General features: G+C 34.0%; 14 protein-coding genes. 10 read left to right on the top strand and 4 right to left on the bottom strand.

All coding sequences use genetic code 11. From position 1 onward, the window contains the following. Window positions 1–3: 3 nt before the first annotated feature. The 8 genes from DR871_RS08685 (at window position 4) to DR871_RS08650 (ending at window position 12,224) form a co-directional block, all read left to right on the top strand. Window positions 4–3,099 (top strand): SusC/RagA family TonB-linked outer membrane protein, encoded by a 3,096-nt coding sequence (locus tag DR871_RS08685; protein WP_113665651.1) that lies wholly within the window; start codon window positions 4–6, stop codon window positions 3,097–3,099. Between the two features lie 12 nt (window positions 3,100–3,111). Further along, entirely contained in the window at window positions 3,112–4,737 is a 1,626-nt protein-coding gene (locus DR871_RS08680; RefSeq protein ID WP_113665652.1) for a RagB/SusD family nutrient uptake outer membrane protein, read from the top strand. Between the two features lie 156 nt (window positions 4,738–4,893). Further along, on the top strand, window positions 4,894–5,790 hold the full coding sequence (locus DR871_RS08675) for an alpha/beta hydrolase (RefSeq protein ID WP_242497090.1): 897 nt from the start codon (window positions 4,894–4,896) through the stop codon (window positions 5,788–5,790). Window positions 5,791–5,795: 5 nt separating this feature from the next. Then, complete coding sequence (locus tag DR871_RS08670; RefSeq protein ID WP_113665653.1) at window positions 5,796–6,752, top strand: DUF4861 family protein; 957 nt, start codon at window positions 5,796–5,798, stop codon at window positions 6,750–6,752. Window positions 6,753–6,775: 23 nt separating this feature from the next. Further along, complete coding sequence (locus tag DR871_RS08665; RefSeq protein WP_113665654.1) at window positions 6,776–7,972, top strand: glycoside hydrolase family 88/105 protein; 1,197 nt, start codon at window positions 6,776–6,778, stop codon at window positions 7,970–7,972. 44 nt (window positions 7,973–8,016) lie between these two features. Further along, a complete protein-coding gene (gene pelA / locus DR871_RS08660; protein ID WP_113665655.1) occupies window positions 8,017–10,068 on the top strand; it encodes a pectate lyase in 2,052 nt (683 codons plus the stop codon). Between the two features lie 31 nt (window positions 10,069–10,099). Further along, window positions 10,100–11,467: a glycoside hydrolase family 28 protein gene (locus DR871_RS08655; protein ID WP_113665656.1), complete on the top strand. Its 1,368-nt coding sequence runs from the start codon at window positions 10,100–10,102 to the stop codon at window positions 11,465–11,467. A 10-nt stretch (window positions 11,468–11,477) separates the two neighbouring features. Beyond that, window positions 11,478–12,224 carry a rhamnogalacturonan acetylesterase gene (locus DR871_RS08650; protein WP_113665657.1) on the top strand — a complete coding sequence of 249 codons (747 nt, stop codon included), beginning with the start codon at window positions 11,478–11,480 and terminating at the stop codon, window positions 12,222–12,224. Between the two features lie 676 nt (window positions 12,225–12,900). Here the strand turns inward: DR871_RS08650 and DR871_RS08645 are convergent. The 3 genes from DR871_RS08645 to arsC all read right to left on the bottom strand — a co-directional run bounded on the left by DR871_RS08645 (window position 12,901) and on the right by arsC (window position 16,395). After that, complete coding sequence (locus tag DR871_RS08645; RefSeq protein ID WP_113665658.1) at window positions 12,901–13,098, bottom strand: hypothetical protein; 198 nt, start codon at window positions 13,096–13,098, stop codon at window positions 12,901–12,903. A 401-nt stretch (window positions 13,099–13,499) separates the two neighbouring features. Further along, window positions 13,500–15,953 carry a TonB-dependent receptor domain-containing protein gene (locus tag DR871_RS08640; RefSeq protein ID WP_113665659.1) on the bottom strand — a complete coding sequence of 818 codons (2,454 nt, stop codon included), beginning with the start codon at window positions 15,951–15,953 and terminating at the stop codon, window positions 13,500–13,502. A 97-nt stretch (window positions 15,954–16,050) separates the two neighbouring features. Further along, the gene (arsC, locus tag DR871_RS08635) at window positions 16,051–16,395 is read right to left on the bottom strand and encodes an arsenate reductase (glutaredoxin) (protein ID WP_113665660.1); all 345 of its coding nucleotides are present in this window, start codon (window positions 16,393–16,395) and stop codon (window positions 16,051–16,053) included. Between the two features lie 97 nt (window positions 16,396–16,492). On the opposite strand from arsC, the gene DR871_RS08630 reads away from it, so the two are divergent. Together DR871_RS08630 and DR871_RS08625 are read left to right on the top strand one after the other, a co-directional pair. Beyond that, window positions 16,493–17,404 (top strand): CPBP family intramembrane glutamic endopeptidase, encoded by a 912-nt coding sequence (locus tag DR871_RS08630; protein ID WP_113665661.1) that lies wholly within the window; start codon window positions 16,493–16,495, stop codon window positions 17,402–17,404. Window positions 17,405–17,443: 39 nt separating this feature from the next. After that, a complete protein-coding gene (locus DR871_RS08625; protein ID WP_113665662.1) occupies window positions 17,444–18,493 on the top strand; it encodes an AMP-binding protein in 1,050 nt (349 codons plus the stop codon). A gap of 76 nt (window positions 18,494–18,569) precedes the next feature. Here DR871_RS08625 and DR871_RS08620 read toward each other — a convergent pair whose 3' ends face one another. After that, complete coding sequence (locus DR871_RS08620; protein ID WP_129752535.1) at window positions 18,570–19,202, bottom strand: hypothetical protein; 633 nt, start codon at window positions 19,200–19,202, stop codon at window positions 18,570–18,572. Between the last annotated feature and the right edge of the window lie 15 nt (window positions 19,203–19,217).

Below are 19,217 nucleotides of genomic sequence, written 5' to 3'. Positions count from 1 at the left end.
ATTATGAATTTCAGACATTTATTTAAAAAAGGCTCAATATGCTGCTTTGCCTTTTTCTTTTTAATGAGCCTGTTCACGGGTCAGGAAATGAAGGCTCAGCAGACTTCAACAATTAGCGGTATAATCACTGATGCCGCAGGTTTAACTTTACCCGGAGTAAATGTTATTGAAAAAGGAACTCAAAACAATGCGGTAACAGATATTGATGGAAATTTTACTTTGAAACTATCAAATGCCAAAGCTATTTTACAGATTAGTTTTATAGGCTTTGAGACACAAGAAATTAATGTTGCAGGTAAAAATAACATAAAAGTAGCACTTCTTGAGCAGTCTCAAACTTTACAGGAAGTTGTAGTTGTAGGTTATGGATCAGTTAAAAAAACGGATTTGACAGGTTCTGTAAGTACATTAGATGCTAAAACAATTACAGAAAGAAGTACAACTAACGCATTAGAAGGAATCCAAGGGAATGTTGCCGGAGTTCAAATTAATGCTTCAACGGGTCGTATCGGGGATCCTTTTACTATTTCAATTAGAGGAAAAAGTACAATGAGCGGCGAAGCTTCACCTTTATTTGTGGTTGATGGAGTGCCTACTGATGGGATTGACTTTTTAAATCCGCAAGATATTGCCCGAATTGACATTTTGAAAGATGCCTCATCTACAGCAATTTATGGATCACGTGGTACAAATGGTGTCGTGATTGTAACAACAAAAGGAGGGAGTACTGTAAAATCAAGCATGTCGGTTTCTTTTGATTCTTATATTGGAGGAAAAGAAGTGGCTCGATTACCTAGAATGATGGATGGTCAAAAATGGTGGTTGTATCATCAAGCAGCCTATTTACCAACGGCGAAAAAAGATCCTATTACCGGAACAGTTACTGCATCTATTTTAGATGCGACTGTACTTGGAACTCAAAACACATTGTTAGGAACCAGAGTAGCAAATAACGATACATTTGATTGGTATGATGCTGTATTAAAATCCGGTATTCAAAAAAATAATTATTTGTCAATTGCAGGTCGTAGTGACAATGGATTGTCTTATAATTTAGCTATAGGTGTTCAAGGTGAAACTGGAAACGTAGACAACGAATCATTAGATAAATACAGTTTTAAAGTAGGCTTGACTCATAAAGTAAATGATAAATTTACTGTTGGAACTAATTTAACGCTTGCTAAAACTGAACAAGAATTAGGAAGTGCTTTAGCAATGCAAGAAGCTTTTAGATTAAGTCCGTTTTACACGCCATACGATTTAAATGGAAATTTATTTCCATTACCAGGGAAATTGACAGATGCAACAGGCGCTTTTTTGATTAATAAAACAAGTACGTACAATCCGTTGTTAGAAATTGCTAATAGCACTAATTCAATCAACAGATGGAATGGTGTAGGGAATTTATTTGTGGAATATAAACCAATCACTTGGCTTACCTTAAGATCATCATACGCAGTTGGATATGATCAATTTAAAAACGGAAAATCTTGGGGAGCTTTGACTAATACAGGTGTAGCTAATAGAAATTTACCTTCGGCTTCTATTTACGAAGAAGAGAATTTTAATTCTACTTTTGACAATCAGTTTACTATTAATTATGATTTGAATAAAGATCATTCCTTTACTTTATTAGGACTACAAAGTATGTATTATGATAAGACAGAAGGAGTATCTGCCAGTTCCACGGATCAGCCATTCGATCTTTCCTATAATAATTTGGGTTCAGGAAAACAATCCACTTTTTTAATGGGTTCTAGTTTTGTGAAAAGCACATTGCTTTCGTATGCTTTGCGTTTGAATTATAACTTCAAAGGGCGTTATTTATTGACCCTATCTGACAGATGGGATGGGTCTTCAAAATTCGCTGAAAATAACAAATGGGGATCATTTCCATCAGCAGCTCTAGCTTGGAGATTAAGTGATGAAGGTTTTATGAAAAACCAAAAAGCAGTTTCAGACTTAAAAGCCAGAATTAGTTATGGATTTACAGGTAACAATAAAGTTGCCGAATATTCAACGATAAACAAATTAGATCAACAAACGTATTATGATTTTAATAATACTACTGCAAATGGATGGTTGCAAGGTTCTCCGGCTAATAAAGAGTTAGGTTGGGAAAAAACAAGAGAATTTAATGTAGGATTAGATTTTGGATTCGTCAATAACAGAATTACAGGTAGTTTAGATGTTTATGACAGACTTTCTACAGATTTATTGTTGAAACAAAAATTAGTGGTAGAAAATGGATTCGCTACCTATACTAATAATATTGGTTCAGTAAGTAACAAAGGGGTTGAAGTACTTGTAACCACAAAAAATATCAATACTGATTTTGTAAAATGGGAAACGACTTTCATCTTTTCTGCAAACAAAAACAAAATTGAATCTATTTACGACGATGTGTCTGATGATGTAGGGAATAATTTATTTATTGGTGAATCAATCGATGCGATTTACAATTATAAATTCACTGGAATCTGGCAAGCTGATCAAAAAGCGGAAGCTGCATCTTTTGGACAAACGGAAGGACAAGCCAGAGTGGAAGACTTGAACGGAGATGGAAAAATCACCTCTGCGGATAGACAAATTTTAGGGCAGGGAAATCCAGATTGGACAGGAAGTATTTCTACGAAATTAACAGTGGGTAATTTTGATTTAGCAGCTTCAGCAATTACTAGTCAAGGTGGTTACGTATACAGTGCATTTCATGCTAACTTTACTAATACAAGTGATAGAGGTCGTCAAAAATCAGATATTAATTGGTATATTCCCGCTAATGATGCTGGTTTGCCAGCTCAAGCTTCAAACCAATATCCAATGGCTCAAAACGAAGGGACGTATTGGAATTCTAATGGTGTAGGATACTACAGAGACAACTCATTTGTGAAAATTAAAAATATTACTCTAGGGTATACTTTTGATAAAAATATCATAGAGAAATTTAAAATGAAGTATTTGCGTTTTTATGTAAATGTTCTGAACCCGTTTGTATTTACTCGTTATGACGGTTATGATCCAGAATGGGCTGCCGCAGGATTCGGTGTAGGACGTGTAGCATCGATTACTTATCAAATGGGAATGAGTATTAAATTTTAAAACAAAATCAAAATGAAAAAAATAATAGTAAGTCTGTCAATAGCTTTATTAACACTAAGTTCTTGTAGCGATTTCATAGAAGAAGATAATAGATCTAATGCAGAAACGAATGAATATCTTAAAGCATCCGGATTTGAGTCTTTAATTAATGCAAATTATGCACAATTAAAAGATATTTATGGTGGTGAACCATGGTTATTTGTTGCAGGTACTGATTTATATTCCGAAGGGAGAAATAGAGAACCGATAGAATTGAGTCAATACACACAACTAACTCCAGCATCTCCAAATGTTGATTACTTATACAGAGAGTGTTATAAAGCTATTCAGAGAGCTAATACGGCATTGTATTATAGTACATTAACCGAAAAAACGACCACATTAACAAATCGTATCGGAGAAGTAAAATATTTAAGAGCAAATGCTTATTTCTTATTGGTGCAAACCTATGGCGGTGTAAGTTTAGATACGGAGTATCATGCTTCTCCAGTACTTTCTTTTGAAAGAAATACCGCTGAAGAAGTCTATACTTTTATTATTAAAGAATTAGAAGAATCACTTTCTTTATTACCAGCAGGTGCCTTTACAGGTCGCGTTACTAAAAGAGCTGCACAAGATTTATTAGCAAAAGTTCATTTGACAAGAGGATATGAAACTTTTGGAGCAGCCAGTGATTTTACAACTGCGGCTAAATATGCAGATGAGGCCATTGCAGGAGAAACATTAACGCTTAATTATAATGATTTATGGTTTCCGTCTACTACTGCTATAGATATTAATAAGGAAACTATATTCTCAGTTCAGTTCAGCGCTGGTTCTAATAGTTCTAATCCACAAACCACGGGTAATGGTCAAGCCAGTTATTTCAGTTCTTATTTAGGAGGTTCAGAAGTGGCTACGAAAGCACCTTACCGATCTTATACTTTATTACCAACGGATTTCGCTATAGGACTTTATGAAAAAGGAGATAAAAGATGGGAAGGAACGTTTATGACGCAAGCGTATGCGACCTATTATGATTTTTATACAAAAGCAGATAAAACAGGTTTAACAGTAGCACATTTTTATGTGCCAAAATGGATGACAGATGCTGAACTAGCAGCTTATAAATTGGCAAATCCTAAAGCAACAATACATTTATATGGTTCTTACGGTACTTCGGTTACTTTCAGTAATGATTATCAAACCATACCTGTTCGTAAATTCGATGATCCAAAAGCACCTTTTGCCACTAGCGCATCAAGTCCTAGAACAAGTACACGTGATTTTGTAGTTTCAAGATTAGCGGATACCTATTTGATTGCTGCCGAAGCTTATTTGCGCACCAATCCGACAACTGGATTGGCAAGGCTTAACGAAGTAAGAAGGAGAGCTGGTGTTATAGCTGCTACAAGTGGGCAGTTCAATATTGATTATATTTTAGATGAAAGAGCAAGAGAAATGATTGGAGAATATAACCGCTGGTTCGATTTGAAACGTACTGGAAAATTGATTGAAAGAGCTTCTTTATACAATCCAAAAATCAAAGCTTCGAACTTTGACGGAGCTAATGGAGAGAAGAAAATCTTAAGACCAATTCCACAGGAAGCATTAGATTTGAATCAAAATAAAAGTTACCCACAGAATCCTGCGTACTAAATAATAAAATTAGTTTTTGGTTGAATTTTTTGAGTTTGTTAAAAAAGGGGCTTGATTGGTTTATCAAGCTCCTTTTTTCATAAGGAATACATTAAATCCGTTATTTTAAATAAAATGATAAAACCTTGCTGTCTCATTTTGATTTTATTTACAAATTTGCTTCATTCACAGATTCACTCTAATAGAGATACTTCTTATACGGTTCAAAGCACTTTTAATAAAGACAAAATCAAGTTTCCCTTTATTGAAATCGTTCAGGAACAAGAATATGAAAGTGTGAATCAGATACAGGAATTGGTTTATAAAAAAACGGAGACAAGGGAACTGCATTTAGATGCCTATTTTAAAAAAGGGAATTCATTAAAACCAGCGGTAGTATTAATTCATGGTGGCGGATGGAAATCAGGGAATAAATCACAGATGAAAATTTTAGCACAAGAAATCGCTTCAAGAGGATATTCTTGTTTTGCTGTTGAATATAGATTATCTCCGGAAGCAGCATATCCAGCAGCAATATTTGATGTAAAAGAAGCCATTAAGTACATTAAAGAGAATGCTAAAAATTTTAATGCAGATCCAAGTAGATTTGCTGTGTTAGGTTGTTCTTCAGGCGGACAAATGGCGGCTTTGATTGGGACGACAAATGATAATCTAGAATTTGAAGATCAAAAAAGTGATTTTAACCAAAACGCAAATGTGCAAGCCATTATAGATATGGATGGTATTCTGGCTTTTAAACATCCGGAATCTCAAGAAGGGAAAGTTGCCGGTGAATGGTTCGGCGGAACTTTTGAAGAAAAACCGGACATTTGGAAGCACGCTTCAGCCTTGACACATACGGACAAAAATACTCCGCCCGTATTATTTATAAACAGTGATATGGTGCGTTTTCATGCAGGACGAGAGGATATGATTGCTATTTTGAAGCAAAATAGAATTTATAATGAAACTAAAGAATTACCAAATGCACCACATTCCTTTTGGTTTTTCCATCCCTGGTTCGAAAAAATTGTAACAGATACAACTGATTTTTTAGATAGAATTTTAAAATAAAAAAGATGAAAACAGTAAAAATAATAGCTTGCCTTACGTTGCTTGGAGTATTAAATAGTCAAGCCCAAAAAAAGAATGATGCAAAAACCTATGCTGAAATCTCTGTAAAGGAAGGGGGCAAATGGGAAGGTAGAAAATACATTGGTGGGACTTTCAAAAATGTTGAAAAACTCCAATTAGCTCCGGAACATACAGATCATTCGTTTGATATTCGCTATGAAGGTCCGGGTTGGGAAAGCAACAAAATTGGATACCGATTGTATCTGGACTGGAGAAATGCTATTGATATTTTTGGAAAAAAAACCGAAGCGATCATTCTTCCGCAAGTTGGTCAGGATGGTTTTGATTCCTACCACGAAATGAGCGATTGGGGTTCGGATATTTTAAAAGCTGGAAAAGGAATCGGAATTGGTTCCATCGATAGGTATTTAAATAAAGAAAGACTACACTTTTATGAAGTGGATTCGACTATTGCCAAAGTAGAAAACAAAGCGAAATCTTCCGGTGTGAAAATCAATTACTACGGATGGAAATCAGCTTCGGATAAAATTGATTTCACTTCAGAATTGACTATTAATCCTGATCAGCGTTATACTAAACACACTATTCAAGCCTCACAAGCAATTGCTGGAATTTGTACCGGAATTGTAAAACAAAAAAACACCGAAGTACTCAAAAAAGTAAGCCGAAACAAAAAATGGGCATACCTAGCTACTTATGGCGCACAGACTTTGGTGCCAGATAAATTGGGGATGGCTATTTTCTATGAAATTAAAACCATAGAGTCTGAAGTGGATGCTGAATTTGATCATCTTTTGATTTTTAAACCAACAACAAAACCTACTTCTTTTTATTTTTTAGGTGCATGGGAACAAGAGGTAAACGGGATTAAATCCAAGGAAAATTTCGTGAAATACTTAGATGAAAAATTAGCCCTTTTGAATAAAAAAAGAAAAATGTAATCCTTTACTATTACAATCTTACTATGAAAAACAACATTTTAAAACCACTAATAGCAGTCCTTTTAATCGCTTTTGTTTCATTGCAAATGAACGCACAAAAGGACCAAACCATTTCAAAAAAATTAAAATGGTCGGAGCGAATGGCTTTGTCAATCATGATGCAACACAAAGAATCCTATATGATAGATGATGCCATTACCCCAAAATGGGATTATGTGCATGGTTTAGTGTTAACCTCTTTTGATGAATTGAACAAAAAGCATCCAAACCAAAAATACAGTGCGTATAGTAAAACATACGTTGATAAATTGGTTCAACAAGATGGTACGATTGATACTTATAAATTAGATACTTACAACATAGATATGGTTGTTGCCGGTCGCTTATTATTTGATTTGTATGCAACTACCAAAGAGGCCAAATATTTAAAAGCACTTCAAACACTACGAAAACAAATTGAAGAGCAACCTAGAACAGCCAGTGGCGGTTTCTGGCACAAGAAAATCTATCCAAACCAGATGTGGCTGGATGGCTTATACATGGGGGAACCTTTTTATGCGCAATTCACCGTAACCTTCGAAGACGGAAAGAACTTGTTTGATGTTGCCAAACAATTTGAATTGATTCAAAAAAACGCTCGAGATTCAAAGACTGGATTGTTTTATCATGGTTGGGATGAGAGCAAACAAATGCCTTGGGCAAACAAAACAACCGGAACTTCCCCTAATTTTTGGTCGCGTTCTTTGGGTTGGTATGCAATGGCTCTTGTAGATGTATTGGATTATTTTCCAAAAGACCATCCCAAGCAAAAAGAATTGGTGAGTTACTTGAATCAATTAGCCAATACTTTAGTGAAGTTTCAGGATAAATCGGGACTTTGGTATCAAGTTACAGACAAAGGTGCTGTAGGCGGAAACTATCTAGAAGCTTCAGGAACTGCAATGTTCACATATGCTTTTGCAAAAGGGGTGAACAAAGGGTATTTGCATAAGAAATTCAAAACTGCGGCTAAAAAAGCATTTTCAGGTATGACAAAGCACTTAATTAAGGTTGGTCAAAATGGTGAAGTTACTATTACACAAGCATGCGCCGTAGCAGGTTTAGGAGGTAATCCATATCGTGATGGCTCTTTTGAATATTATGTAAACGAAAGAAAAAAAGACAACGACCCAAAAGCTACCGGACCTTTTATTTTAGCGGCTTTAGAGTTGAATAAATAAACTTGAATTTTTAAAGTGCAATTGTTTTCCTAATAGTTTAAAAAATGAGTTGTTTTCAAAAAATAATAATTGCGTTCGTATTTGTTTGCACTGCAGGTTCAGGTCTTCAATCACAAATATTGAATAAAAACTGGAAAGATATTGTTGCCATAGATGACAAAGCTTGGTTCAGTTCCACGGAAGCGCGAGAGATTGCCGAAAATGTGTTGCTTTACCAACGCAACATTGGCGGATGGCCAAAAAACATTCAAATGCAGAAAATACTTTCAGAGGAAGAAAAACAAAATCTGGAAGCGCTTAAAACGGATCCGATGGATTCGACTACTGATAATGGTGCGACTTGCATGGAAATGCTTTTTTTGTCTAAAATATATGCACAAGTTCCCAATGAAAAATATAAAAAAGCATTCTTAAATGGTTTAGATTATTTGCTGGCCGCTCAATATGAAAATGGCGGATGGCCACAGTTTTATCCGTTAAAAAAAGGATATTATTCGCACATTACGTTTAATGATGATTCGATAGTGAATATTTTGGAAATTTTAAAAAATCTAATAGACGGAACGGATTATTATTCCATAAAACCATCGCAAGAAACGCTTTTGAGACTACAGAAAGCTTTTGATAAAGGAATTGATTGTATTCTAAAAACGCAATACAAACAAAACGGACAATTAACGGCGTGGTGCGCCCAGCATGATGAGTTTACCTTGCTTCCTGCTAAAGCTCGGGCTTACGAATTACCATCATTAAGCGGAAAAGAATCGGCTAAAATAGTACTGCTTTTGATGGCTATTGAAAATCCATACAAGGAAATAATTACTGCGATAAATAGCGCAGTGGTTTGGTTCGAAAAAACAAAAATAACAGGAATTAAAGAAGAGCGTCAGAGGGTTGGGAATACTAAAGTCTTCGACAAAGTGATGATGAAAGATCTAAATGCAGCTCCTTTATGGGCTCGTTTTATGGAATTGGATACTAATACTCCTTTTTTCTGTGATCGCGATGGTGTCAAAAAAGGATCTTTAGCAGAAATTGGTTCAGAGCGCAGGAATGGTTATGCGTGGTACACCAATGAACCAAAGGAGGTTTTGAAAAAGTATCCGCTTTGGAAAAAAACATACATGGTTTCGCTTGACAAATCTAGTATAAAAAACACTAAATCTTCAAAAAACGAATGGTACAGTGTCGTTGCAAAGGACGGAAGCGGTGATTACAGTTCGATTCAAGAAGCAATAAACGATTCGAATTCATTTCCGTATCAAAGGAAAACTATTTTTATAAAAAACGGAATTTACTACGAGAAAGTAAAAATTCACGAGTGGAATACTAACATTTCTTTGATTGGAGAAAGTAAAGAGCAGACGATAATTACCTACGATGATTATTTCAACAAGATTAATTTAGGTAAAAACAGTACTTTTTATACCTACACGATGTTAGTGGAAGGGGAAGGTTTTGTGGCTCAAAATTTAACCATACAAAATTCCTCCGGTGAAGTGGGGCAGGCGGTAGCTTTGACTTTAAATGCCAACAAAGTATTAATTTCAAATTGTATTATTTTAGGCAATCAGGATACTTTGTACGCAACAGGAAATGGAAACAAACAGTATGTGAAAGACTGTTATATCGAAGGAACCACGGATTTTATTTTTGGAAAAGCAACTGTTTTATTTGAAAATTGCACCTTGAATAGTTTGAAAGATTCCTATATAACGGCAGCTGCTACTCCTGAAGACGTTGCTTATGGATTTATTTTTAAAAACTGTAAATTGACTGCTGCTCCAGAAGTTACGGCTGTTTATCTCGGACGCCCTTGGCGCATTCATGCTAAAACAGTTTTTTTAAATTGTGAAATGGGAAAACACATCAAACCGGAAGGATGGCACAACTGGTCCAAACCAGAAGCTGAAAAAACGGTACTTTATGCCGAATACAATTGCACTGGTGATGGATTTCTTCCCAAAAGCAGAGTGACTTGGTCGCATCAATTACGGAAATCAGAAGCGAAGAAATATTCGCTGGAAAACTGTTTGGGTTCGGATTTTTCCAATGCGATAAAAGCAGGTTTGTTGGAATCAAAAATAAAGTATTAAACAACTTTTTTTCAAATCAAGATTAAAAATCATGAAATATAAACTTCTCCTTTTATTGCTGGTTTCGTTAAATTGTTTTGCCCAAAACAACAGTTTTCCATCGGACAGCGTTGATTTAATCCTAAAGCGGATTCAATTGCCTCAAATCCCATCCTTTAAAATTGTAGTTACTGAATTAGGAGCAAAAGGAGATTCCATTAGTGATGCGAAACCCGCTTTTGATAAAGCGATGGCACTTTGCAAAAAGAATAATGGAGGTACAATCGTAGTTCCTAAAGGCGTTTATACGCTAAACGGACCCATTCACTTTGTGAGTAATGTGAAGCTTTTAATTGAAAAAGACGCTAAAATCCGCTTCAGTGATAATCCTAAACATTATTTACCACTGGTACTCACGAGCTGGGAAGGAACTATGATTTACAATTACAGTCCGCTTATTTATGCCTACGGCTGTACTGATATTGCTATAACTGGAGAAGGAACCATTGATGGAGAAGGAAGTAAAGTCTGGCATAGTTTTAAGGCAAAAGAAGGAGCCGACAAACTATTAACCCGAGAAATGAATCATAAAAATGTGCCTTTGAAAGACCGAAAATTTGGACCGGAACATTTTCTGAGACCGCAATTAATTCAGTTTTTTAATTGCAAAAATATTTTGGTAGAGAATATAAAAATTGAGGATTCTCCTTTTTGGTGTCTTCATTTATTGAAATCACAAAGTATTACCGTCAGAGGATTAAGATATAAAGCTTTTAACACTAATAATGACGGAATAGATACGGAATATGCCAAAGATGTTTTAATCGAAAATATTGATTTTGATAATGCGGATGATAATATTGCCATTAAAGCAGGCAGAGATCATGAAGGAAGAGCAAACAGCAAAACCCCGAGTGAAAACATCGTGATTCGCAATTGCAATTTCAAAGGATTGCACGGAGTAGTTATGGGTAGTGAAATGTCAGCGGGTATCCGAAATGTTTTTATTGATAATTGCAACACTGTTGGGTATTTGAAACGCGGAGTTTATTTTAAAACCAATGCCGAGAGAGGCGGATTTATCAAAAATATTTATGTCAGAAACATTCAATTGGATGAGGTTGAGGATTGTATTTATATCACTGCGAATTATATGGGGGAAGGCTCAGGTGATTTCCCATCGGATGTATCCGATATTTTCTTGTCCAATATTTTTTGTAAAAAGGCTAGAGAAACCGCGATTATTATTCAGGGATTTGCCCAAAAGAAAGTACGAAACATACATTTGGACACCATTGAAGTACAATCCGCAAAAAATGGAATGACGATTCTGAACACGGAAAATGTAACCATGAATGATGTTATAGTTGGTCAAAAGGCTACAATTCCCACTTCAGCAAGTAAGTCCGTTAAACATTAAACAGAAGATTATGAAACACTCATTTTTCTTATTATTGTTTATTTCGCTCAACTGCTTAGCTCAAAAAACAACGATTTACGGCATAGGCGATTCTACGATGGCCAATAAAATCAAACCGGAAGAAAATCCGGAACGCGGCTGGATGCAAATGATATCGCAGTTTTTTAGTGCAGATGTTGTGATTGATAACAGAGCAGTCAACGGTCGCAGTACACGCAGTTTTATCAATGAAAAAAAATGGGATTCGGTTTATAAAGTGTTGAAGCCCGGAGATTATGTTTTCATACAATTTGGGCATAACGATCAAAAAAATGCAGATTCCACCAGATATACCAATCCTCATACGAGTTATCGCTATAATCTAATTCGTTTTGTTCAAGAAACGAGAGAAAAAGGTGCCGTTCCAATTTTATTTTCTTCCATTGCCCGACGAAATTTTAACGAACAAGGTGTATTAATTGGTACACATGGCGATTATCCGCTCGAAACCCGTTTGGTAGCCCAGCAATATAAAGTACCTTTTATTGACTTGGAATATTTTACAGAACAATTAGAAGAATCGTACGGTCCCGAAAAATCAAAAGAATTGCATTTGCATTTTAAAGTGGGTGAACATCCATATTATCCCGAAGGTAAAGAGGACAATACCCATCTTTCTGTAAAAGGGGTTACAGCAATCGCAAAATTGGTTATAGATCAAATACGATTATTGGAAAGTCCTTCGGTTAAAAAGCTGAAAAAAGGAATTAAAAAATAAGTTTTAAATCTACGTTGTTTTTTATTTTAATAATGCTATCCGAAAGTTTTAATTTAATCGAAAAAAAGAAATGGCTACAAATTAAATATAGGTTTTAAGTATATTTAGTCAAAGCTTAGATATCTTTAAGCACCAAAACGGGGCTTTTATCATTACTAAGTTACATTCAGATTAAATGTAACATCAAAGATATTATTTATATTAAATTTACTATAAATAATACTTTGCTTTGCTGATTTTAGCAAGAACTAACAATATGACTTTTCTATCTGATGCCAGTCATTGTGAACAAATTAGATATTGTAACTGCTACTAAAGTTAAATAAGAATAACCAAAATTAACAAACTTGTTGTTTAAGTATTTGAAAAAAAAAATTAAATTTATTGATCCTGATTAAGAAGAAACCGTGGAAAAATATAATCCAAAATAAAATGAAAGAAAATAAAGAGGTTAAAAAAGTTACTACAAAAGAATAATTAGAACAGAAAGCTATAACTACAAAACTAAAAATATTAATTAGAACCTTTGCATTTCAAAAAATCAACTAAAAGTTTCAAATCTTCTAGTAAAAGGTTCGAATTTTGTACCTTATGGTTCACATATTGGGATAAATCAGGGAAACCTGATTTATACTTTTTTTAATATCTAAATCCTTGTATAGTAACAACATAAGTCTTAGTCCTTCATTGATTCTAGTGGTTCGAAATTAATTATTTTAAAAGTGGGTTTTTCAGGAAATATTGAACCAATTATCTTTCTTTTAGTGGTGGCAGATCCCTCTTCGTACAATGTCAAAAGTTGTGAAATTTGGTTTATAGCCTTATTTAAGAAAGGTTCAACATTGGTGACTTTACTGTTTTTTGTATTTAGCATCGATCCAAGTCTTTTTATTCGTTCACCTGTTTCTCTTTTATCTTGCGATAATCATTTGGATCTAAATCTCTTGCAACCAATAAATTTCTTGCTTTGGCCAATCTTAATATTTGTCTCTTCAAGTTCTTTTGTAAATTGATTACTATCTTTTCGCCGGTATTTAGTTTTATTTTGAAGTACTGATGTTATTGCTTCTCTACTTAAATTCTGGATTTAAATTTCTATTTATCAATGTTTTTTTTTGCTATTTATGGATGTTAAAGTATCAAATCCAAAAACCGGGAAAGAGCAAAAAATTGGACAAAGTTCAAAAGTTATGGGTTTTTTAAAAGGGTTAGATTATCTGAAAAGAAAAAATGACTTATAAAAAAAGGACTCATTTTCATGAGTCCTTAATTTTGTTATCCTTGATAATCACCTTCATTATCACCTTGATTTCGTTTAGGTTGTTCTCTTTCGTTTTTAGGTTTGTTAAAACGATAAGTAAACGATAAATTAAATTGTCTCTCTCTCCATTGCATTTCGCTGTAAGAATCAACAATTCCCGGAAGGTTAGCTTCCATCATTCTTTTTCTTGAATTGAAAACATCACTCACGTTGAATGAAAGTGTTCCTTTGTCTTTTAGAACATCTTTACTAAATGCTATATTTGCAGCAAAAATTCCTAAGCTTCTTCCTTGAGCATTATTTTGAGGACCGTTATACGTTGCATTAGTCTGCCAGTCAATTTTGTAAGGCAGTGTGATTTTTGAGGTTAGTCTTGTAGACCATGAAGTTGCGATGTTATCAAAATTTTGTACAATTTCAATATTGTTAAAATCAGTATAAGTAAAATCTCCTTGAGTTTCGTTTCTGAAGAAATTGAAATTACTGTTTAATTTCCACCATTTGAAAGGAGAATAGTTTAATGTGAATTCAAATCCTGTTCTATATTCAGTTGCCAAGTTGATTGGAGAACTAATAATAATAGGAATTCCGTTTACAAAATCACCTGATTCTCTTCTTGCAAATTGGAATACATCAGTTGTTTTATTAACGTATAATGAAGTATTGAATGTTAGTTTCTCCCATCTTTTAATGTAACCAAAATCAATAGCATCTGAAAACGCTGGATCTAAATCTGGATTTCCAACAAAAATATTGATGTTACTTGACAAGTTGCTGAACGGATTCAACATTCTTCCTCTTGGTCTTTGAATTCTTCGGCTGTAACTTACAGAAGCGCTACTTTTATCTGAGATTTCGTAAGTGAAAAACGCACTTGGAAAAAAGTTATTGTACTTTTTAGTATTGAAATCATTGGTCGCTAATTGATTGATTTCAATATTGGAATCTTCAAAACGCAATCCAAATAAGGCTGAAAGTTTATTGATTTTCACTCCGTATTGCGTGTAAAGTGCATTTACTTTTTCTTTGTATTCTAATGTATTCGTGAAATTTTCGTTGATTACGCCATCATTATCAACTCTGTAATCTGTAAGTAATTCCGAGAAATCACCACGGTAACCTGCTTCAAATTGACTTCCTTTTCCAAAAGGTAAAACATAGTCCATTTGAAGTAAATTTCTGCTTTGAGTTTGATTGTTGATGGTATTGTCAAATTTTACTACACTTGTATTTGTTGCTGTGTCTGTAATTAAAGCGTCATTAATATCATCATTTGTAGAGAACGAACCGTCAATTGTTAATTTATGACCGTCTTTTTTAAATTTCTTAGTAAAGTTAGTTGCAAATTCTACGTTTTCACTGTCGCTATTTTCTAAATTGATACGGTTACGAGTGTAGTCATAATTAAAACCGGCATCATAATTATTTTGGAAAACGTTATCCACATTGTTACCATTACTTTTTCGGTAGTTGAAAGTGTTAGTCCAAGAAAGGCTTTCACTTAAATACCATTCCATTCCAAAGTTTCCATTGTAACCTTTGCTGTCTCTTTCGTTTTCTCTCGTTTCATTTACATAATTTCGAGTTGTATTATCAGCATTTAAATATCTTGAATCTGTAAATGCATTTCCAGGATTACTGCGGTCATTGTATCCCTGTGTTGTAAAAAGATTGAAGTTCTTGGATTTATAATTTAAGGTTCCGCTTAAACCATAATTTTCAGGATATCCTGCTGATGCAATGATTGTTCCGTTTAAACCTTGGTTTTTTCCCTTTTTTAATATAATATTCAATAATCCTCCACCACCTTCGGCATCATATCGTGCCGATGGATTAGTGATTACTTCAACTTTTTCAATCGCATCAGCAGGAATCAATCGCAATGCTTCAGCAATATTAATAGCATTTGAAGGTCTGCCATCAATAAGAACTCTTACATTTTCATTTCCACGAAGGCTTATGTTTCCTTCAACATCAACAGCAACAGAAGGAATGTTGTCTAAAACATCACTTACAGTTCCTCCTTTTACCATGAGGTCACTACCTACATTATATACTTTTTTATCTAATTTTATTTCAACTGTCGTTTTTTCGGAACGAATGATAACCTCATTCAATTGATTAGCATCTTCCTCTAAACTGATTAAACCTAAACTGGTAGTTTTTTGAAGATTTTTTAGTTTAAACTCGCTTAATTTAAATGATATAAACTCGATTTTTATGTCATAAATACCGGGGTTTACTTCAATATCAAATTCTCCAGTCGCGTTAGTAATTCCGCCGGCTACTGGTTTTGGATTATTAGGCACTAAGAAAGTAATTGTTGCGTATTCAAGTGGTTGCTTGCTTATTTTTTCTACTACCTTTCCGGTAATTTTGATTTTTGGAACAGCAGGACCTTGTTGGGCAAAACTGAATAAGGTTGTTAAAAAGAGAACAAGAATTAATACGGATTTTATTTTTTTCATTTTAAAAAAACTTAGGTTATGGCATTTAGATTGCAAAAGTAAGATTTGGTTTAATACTATAAATCACAAATAAATGTTAATTAAAATATGCGAATTTTCATAATATAAACGATTCTACTTTTTCTAAGTCACGTCCTATAATCGCCGATTCCTCAATAACAACAATGGGTCTTTCTATAAGAATTGGGTTATCGACCATTGCTTGGATGATTTCTTCCGAATTCATTTTTTTATCTCTAAAAATTTCAATCCAAATTTTTTCTTTTTGGCGAACTAATTCAATAGGTTTTTTGTTCAGTTTTTGAAGGATGGAGGATAATTCTTCAAAAGATGGCGGGTTGGTCAGATAATTAATAACTTCGAATTCTTTTTTAGAATTTTCTAGAAGTGCTAAACAATTTCTTGATTTTCCACAGCGTGAATTATGGTATATTTGTATCATATTTTAATGAAAGTAAGTTAGGATTGAAAAGTATATTAAGTCTAGCAAAAATAACATTTGTTATACTAATTAGGTAAAAATATTAAACTAAAAATACATGTTTATAGAACAAGGTTTTAAATCAGAAAATAAATTTTGGAAGTATATTGTGGGCTCTCTAATAATCATTTTCGCTTCATTTCTGGGTCAGTTGCCGCTCCTGATGGCTTTGCTTTTTGAGACATTTGTAAATGGAAAACCATATCCTTCCAGCAATGAGGCAATCATGCGTTTTTTTGAACCTAATTTCACTTTGTTTTTAATCATGATTTCGTTTGTATTTATTATGCTTGGAATCATTTTGGTCATCCGCTATTTGCACCATCAAACGGTACTTTCTGTAACCACTTCAAGAGCGAAAGTAGATTGGAACCGAATCGTGTTTTCATTTTTGATTTGGGCAGCAATAACTATTTTATCGACATTGTTGTTTTATTATTATTCTCCAAGTGATTTTGTCATCAACTTTAAACCTGTTCCATTTGCTATTTTGGCAATAATCGGGATAGTACTTATTCCTATTCAAACCAGTTCTGAAGAATATATTTTCAGAGGCTATTTGATGCAGGGATTTGCGAATCTTGCTAAAAACAAATGGTTTCCGTTACTTATGACTTCGCTTATTTTTGGGGGCATGCATTGGTTTAATCCAGAAGTAACTAAGATTGGTCCAATTGTTCTGGTTTATTACATTGGGACTGGATTGTTTCTGGGAATTATAACGCTTATGGATGAGGGAATGGAATTGGCTTTAGGCTTTCATGCAGCTAATAATTTAGTTGGTGCATTGTTAATCACTTCGGATTGGTCTGCTTTTCAAACGCATTCTATTTTTAAAGATATTTCAGATCCTTCAGCAGGATTAGATGTAATTTTACCAGTTGTCATAATTTACCCGATACTTTTATTTATCTTTAGTAAAAAATACAACTGGACGAACTGGAAAGAAAAATTAAGCGGCAATATATAGTTGATTTAAGCATTAAATAATTTAAAAAAATACTCGCTCATGACCAATACAATAACTTATCAGAATGTTCATAATCTGTTTAAATTGAACGGATTTCACCTAAATCGAAATGATTTATGTCGAGTTGCGTATAGTTTTATCAAAGAAGGTGATGAATATGAAAAGTCTGTTGGAGACTTCATACTTGATTGGTTTGACAATAAATCCTACTTGGAACTCAATACATCCGGGACTACGGGAACGCCCAAAATAATTCGAATTGAGAAACAAGCAATGGTCAATTCAGCGATTGCTACAGGTGATTTTTTTGATTTACAACCGGGCGATAGAGCATTACACTGTTTGCCAACGAAATACATCGCCGGAAAGATGATGTTTGTTAGAAGCTTTATTCTTGGTCTTGATATCGATTTTGTGGCGCCAAGTTCGCATCCAATGTTGAAAAATGACACTAAATATGATTTTGCAGCTATGGTTCCTTTGCAAGCCCAAAACTCTTTAGCAGTATTAAATAATGTGAAGAAGATGATTATTGGCGGAGCAAAAATGAACAATGGTTTAGAAAAAGAACTTTCTAAATTGAAAACACAGGTGTATGAAACCTACGGTATGACTGAAACTATCACGCATATTGCAGCTAAAAAAATAGGAGAGAAGGCATTTTCAGTTTTACCTAACATAAAAATTGCCAAAGATGACAGAAATTGTCTGGTGATTGATGCACCTAAAATTTCAGAAGAATCTATTGTTACGAATGATTTAGTGGAATTAGTTGGTGAGAATCAATTTGCTTTTTTAGGAAGAATAGATAATGTAATCAACAGCGGTGGGATTAAATTAATCCCTGAGAAAATTGAGGAGAAATTGTCTGCAAAGATTCAATCCAGATTTTTTGTAACTGGAATACATGATGCTGATTTAGGCGAAAAATTAGTTTTAGTAATCGAAGGTGAAGATCAAACTTTAGAGGATAGTATTTTTGATGGTTTAGATAAATATGAAAAACCAAAAGAAGTATTTTATGTAGCAAAATTTTCCGAAACCGAAAATGGTAAGCTCAAAAGAAAAGAAATACTGGAGGGTATATAAATTAGTATAAGTATCAAATTAAAAAATAATCTTTTCTAAAAGACACTTTTGAATTTGATACTTTTTTTAATGAAAATCAGTTTATAAATCGGTAATTGAATTTCAAACCTAAACTATTTTCAGCATGTCCAAGCGCCAGAAATTGGGTTAAATTCATGGAAACTCCAAATTTATTTTTATTAGGGCTAATTATGAAATACCGACCCACATACAATCCCGAACATATACCAAATTGTTGATCACTGGCATATTCTGAAACAAAACCCATTCCTATTTTTCTGTCTTCATCAGATAAAACATATCCCACTCCCGTTTCTGCACCCCAAAACCAATGCGAATTCATATTGAATTGAATATTGGGTTTGAGACTAAAGAGGCTAAAGTTATTGTGACTGGCTCTTTCTGGCAGTGTACTTTCTGGGGTTAGAATTCGGGTGTTTTTTCGGATGAACCGATAATCATAATCAAATCGGAGTCCTAACTCTATTTTCTTTGAAATCAATTTCCCAGCTCTCGCATTCAAACCAATCGCTAGTCGGTGCGTCCGATACATCATGATATGAACCGGCAAAGATGCATTGAGTCCTGATTCAAAATAAATAGGTTTCTTTTCTTTTTGAGTACCAGCATTGCCTAAGTTGTTTTGTGCACAAATTGAATGACCTATTAGTAGCATTATACTAAATAGTAAAACCAAAATCTTTTTCATTTCTTATTCAAGTTT

Source organism: Flavobacterium petrolei, assembly GCF_003314435.2.
GTDB classification, from domain to species: domain Bacteria; phylum Bacteroidota; class Bacteroidia; order Flavobacteriales; family Flavobacteriaceae; genus Flavobacterium; species Flavobacterium petrolei.
The sequence above is the reverse complement of the archived record's forward strand: the minus strand, read 5'-3'. Positions and strand labels throughout refer to the sequence as shown.

Coding starts and splice junctions, on each gene's coding strand:
- DR871_RS08685 (WP_113665651.1), top strand. CDS start 4: ATGAATTTCAGACATTTATTTAAAAAAGGCTCAATATGCTGCTTTGCC.
- DR871_RS08680 (WP_113665652.1), top strand. CDS start 3,112: ATGAAAAAAATAATAGTAAGTCTGTCAATAGCTTTATTAACACTAAGT.
- DR871_RS08670 (WP_113665653.1), top strand. CDS start 5,796: ATGAAAACAGTAAAAATAATAGCTTGCCTTACGTTGCTTGGAGTATTA.
- DR871_RS08665 (WP_113665654.1), top strand. CDS start 6,776: ATGAAAAACAACATTTTAAAACCACTAATAGCAGTCCTTTTAATCGCT.
- pelA (WP_113665655.1), top strand. CDS start 8,017: ATGAGTTGTTTTCAAAAAATAATAATTGCGTTCGTATTTGTTTGCACT.
- DR871_RS08655 (WP_113665656.1), top strand. CDS start 10,100: ATGAAATATAAACTTCTCCTTTTATTGCTGGTTTCGTTAAATTGTTTT.
- DR871_RS08650 (WP_113665657.1), top strand. CDS start 11,478: ATGAAACACTCATTTTTCTTATTATTGTTTATTTCGCTCAACTGCTTA.
- DR871_RS08645 (WP_113665658.1), bottom strand. CDS start 13,098: ATGCTAAATACAAAAAACAGTAAAGTCACCAATGTTGAACCTTTCTTA.
- DR871_RS08640 (WP_113665659.1), bottom strand. CDS start 15,953: ATGAAAAAAATAAAATCCGTATTAATTCTTGTTCTCTTTTTAACAACC.
- arsC (WP_113665660.1), bottom strand. CDS start 16,395: ATGATACAAATATACCATAATTCACGCTGTGGAAAATCAAGAAATTGT.
- DR871_RS08630 (WP_113665661.1), top strand. CDS start 16,493: ATGTTTATAGAACAAGGTTTTAAATCAGAAAATAAATTTTGGAAGTAT.
- DR871_RS08625 (WP_113665662.1), top strand. CDS start 17,444: ATGACCAATACAATAACTTATCAGAATGTTCATAATCTGTTTAAATTG.
- DR871_RS08620 (WP_129752535.1), bottom strand. CDS start 19,202: ATGAAAAAGATTTTGGTTTTACTATTTAGTATAATGCTACTAATAGGT.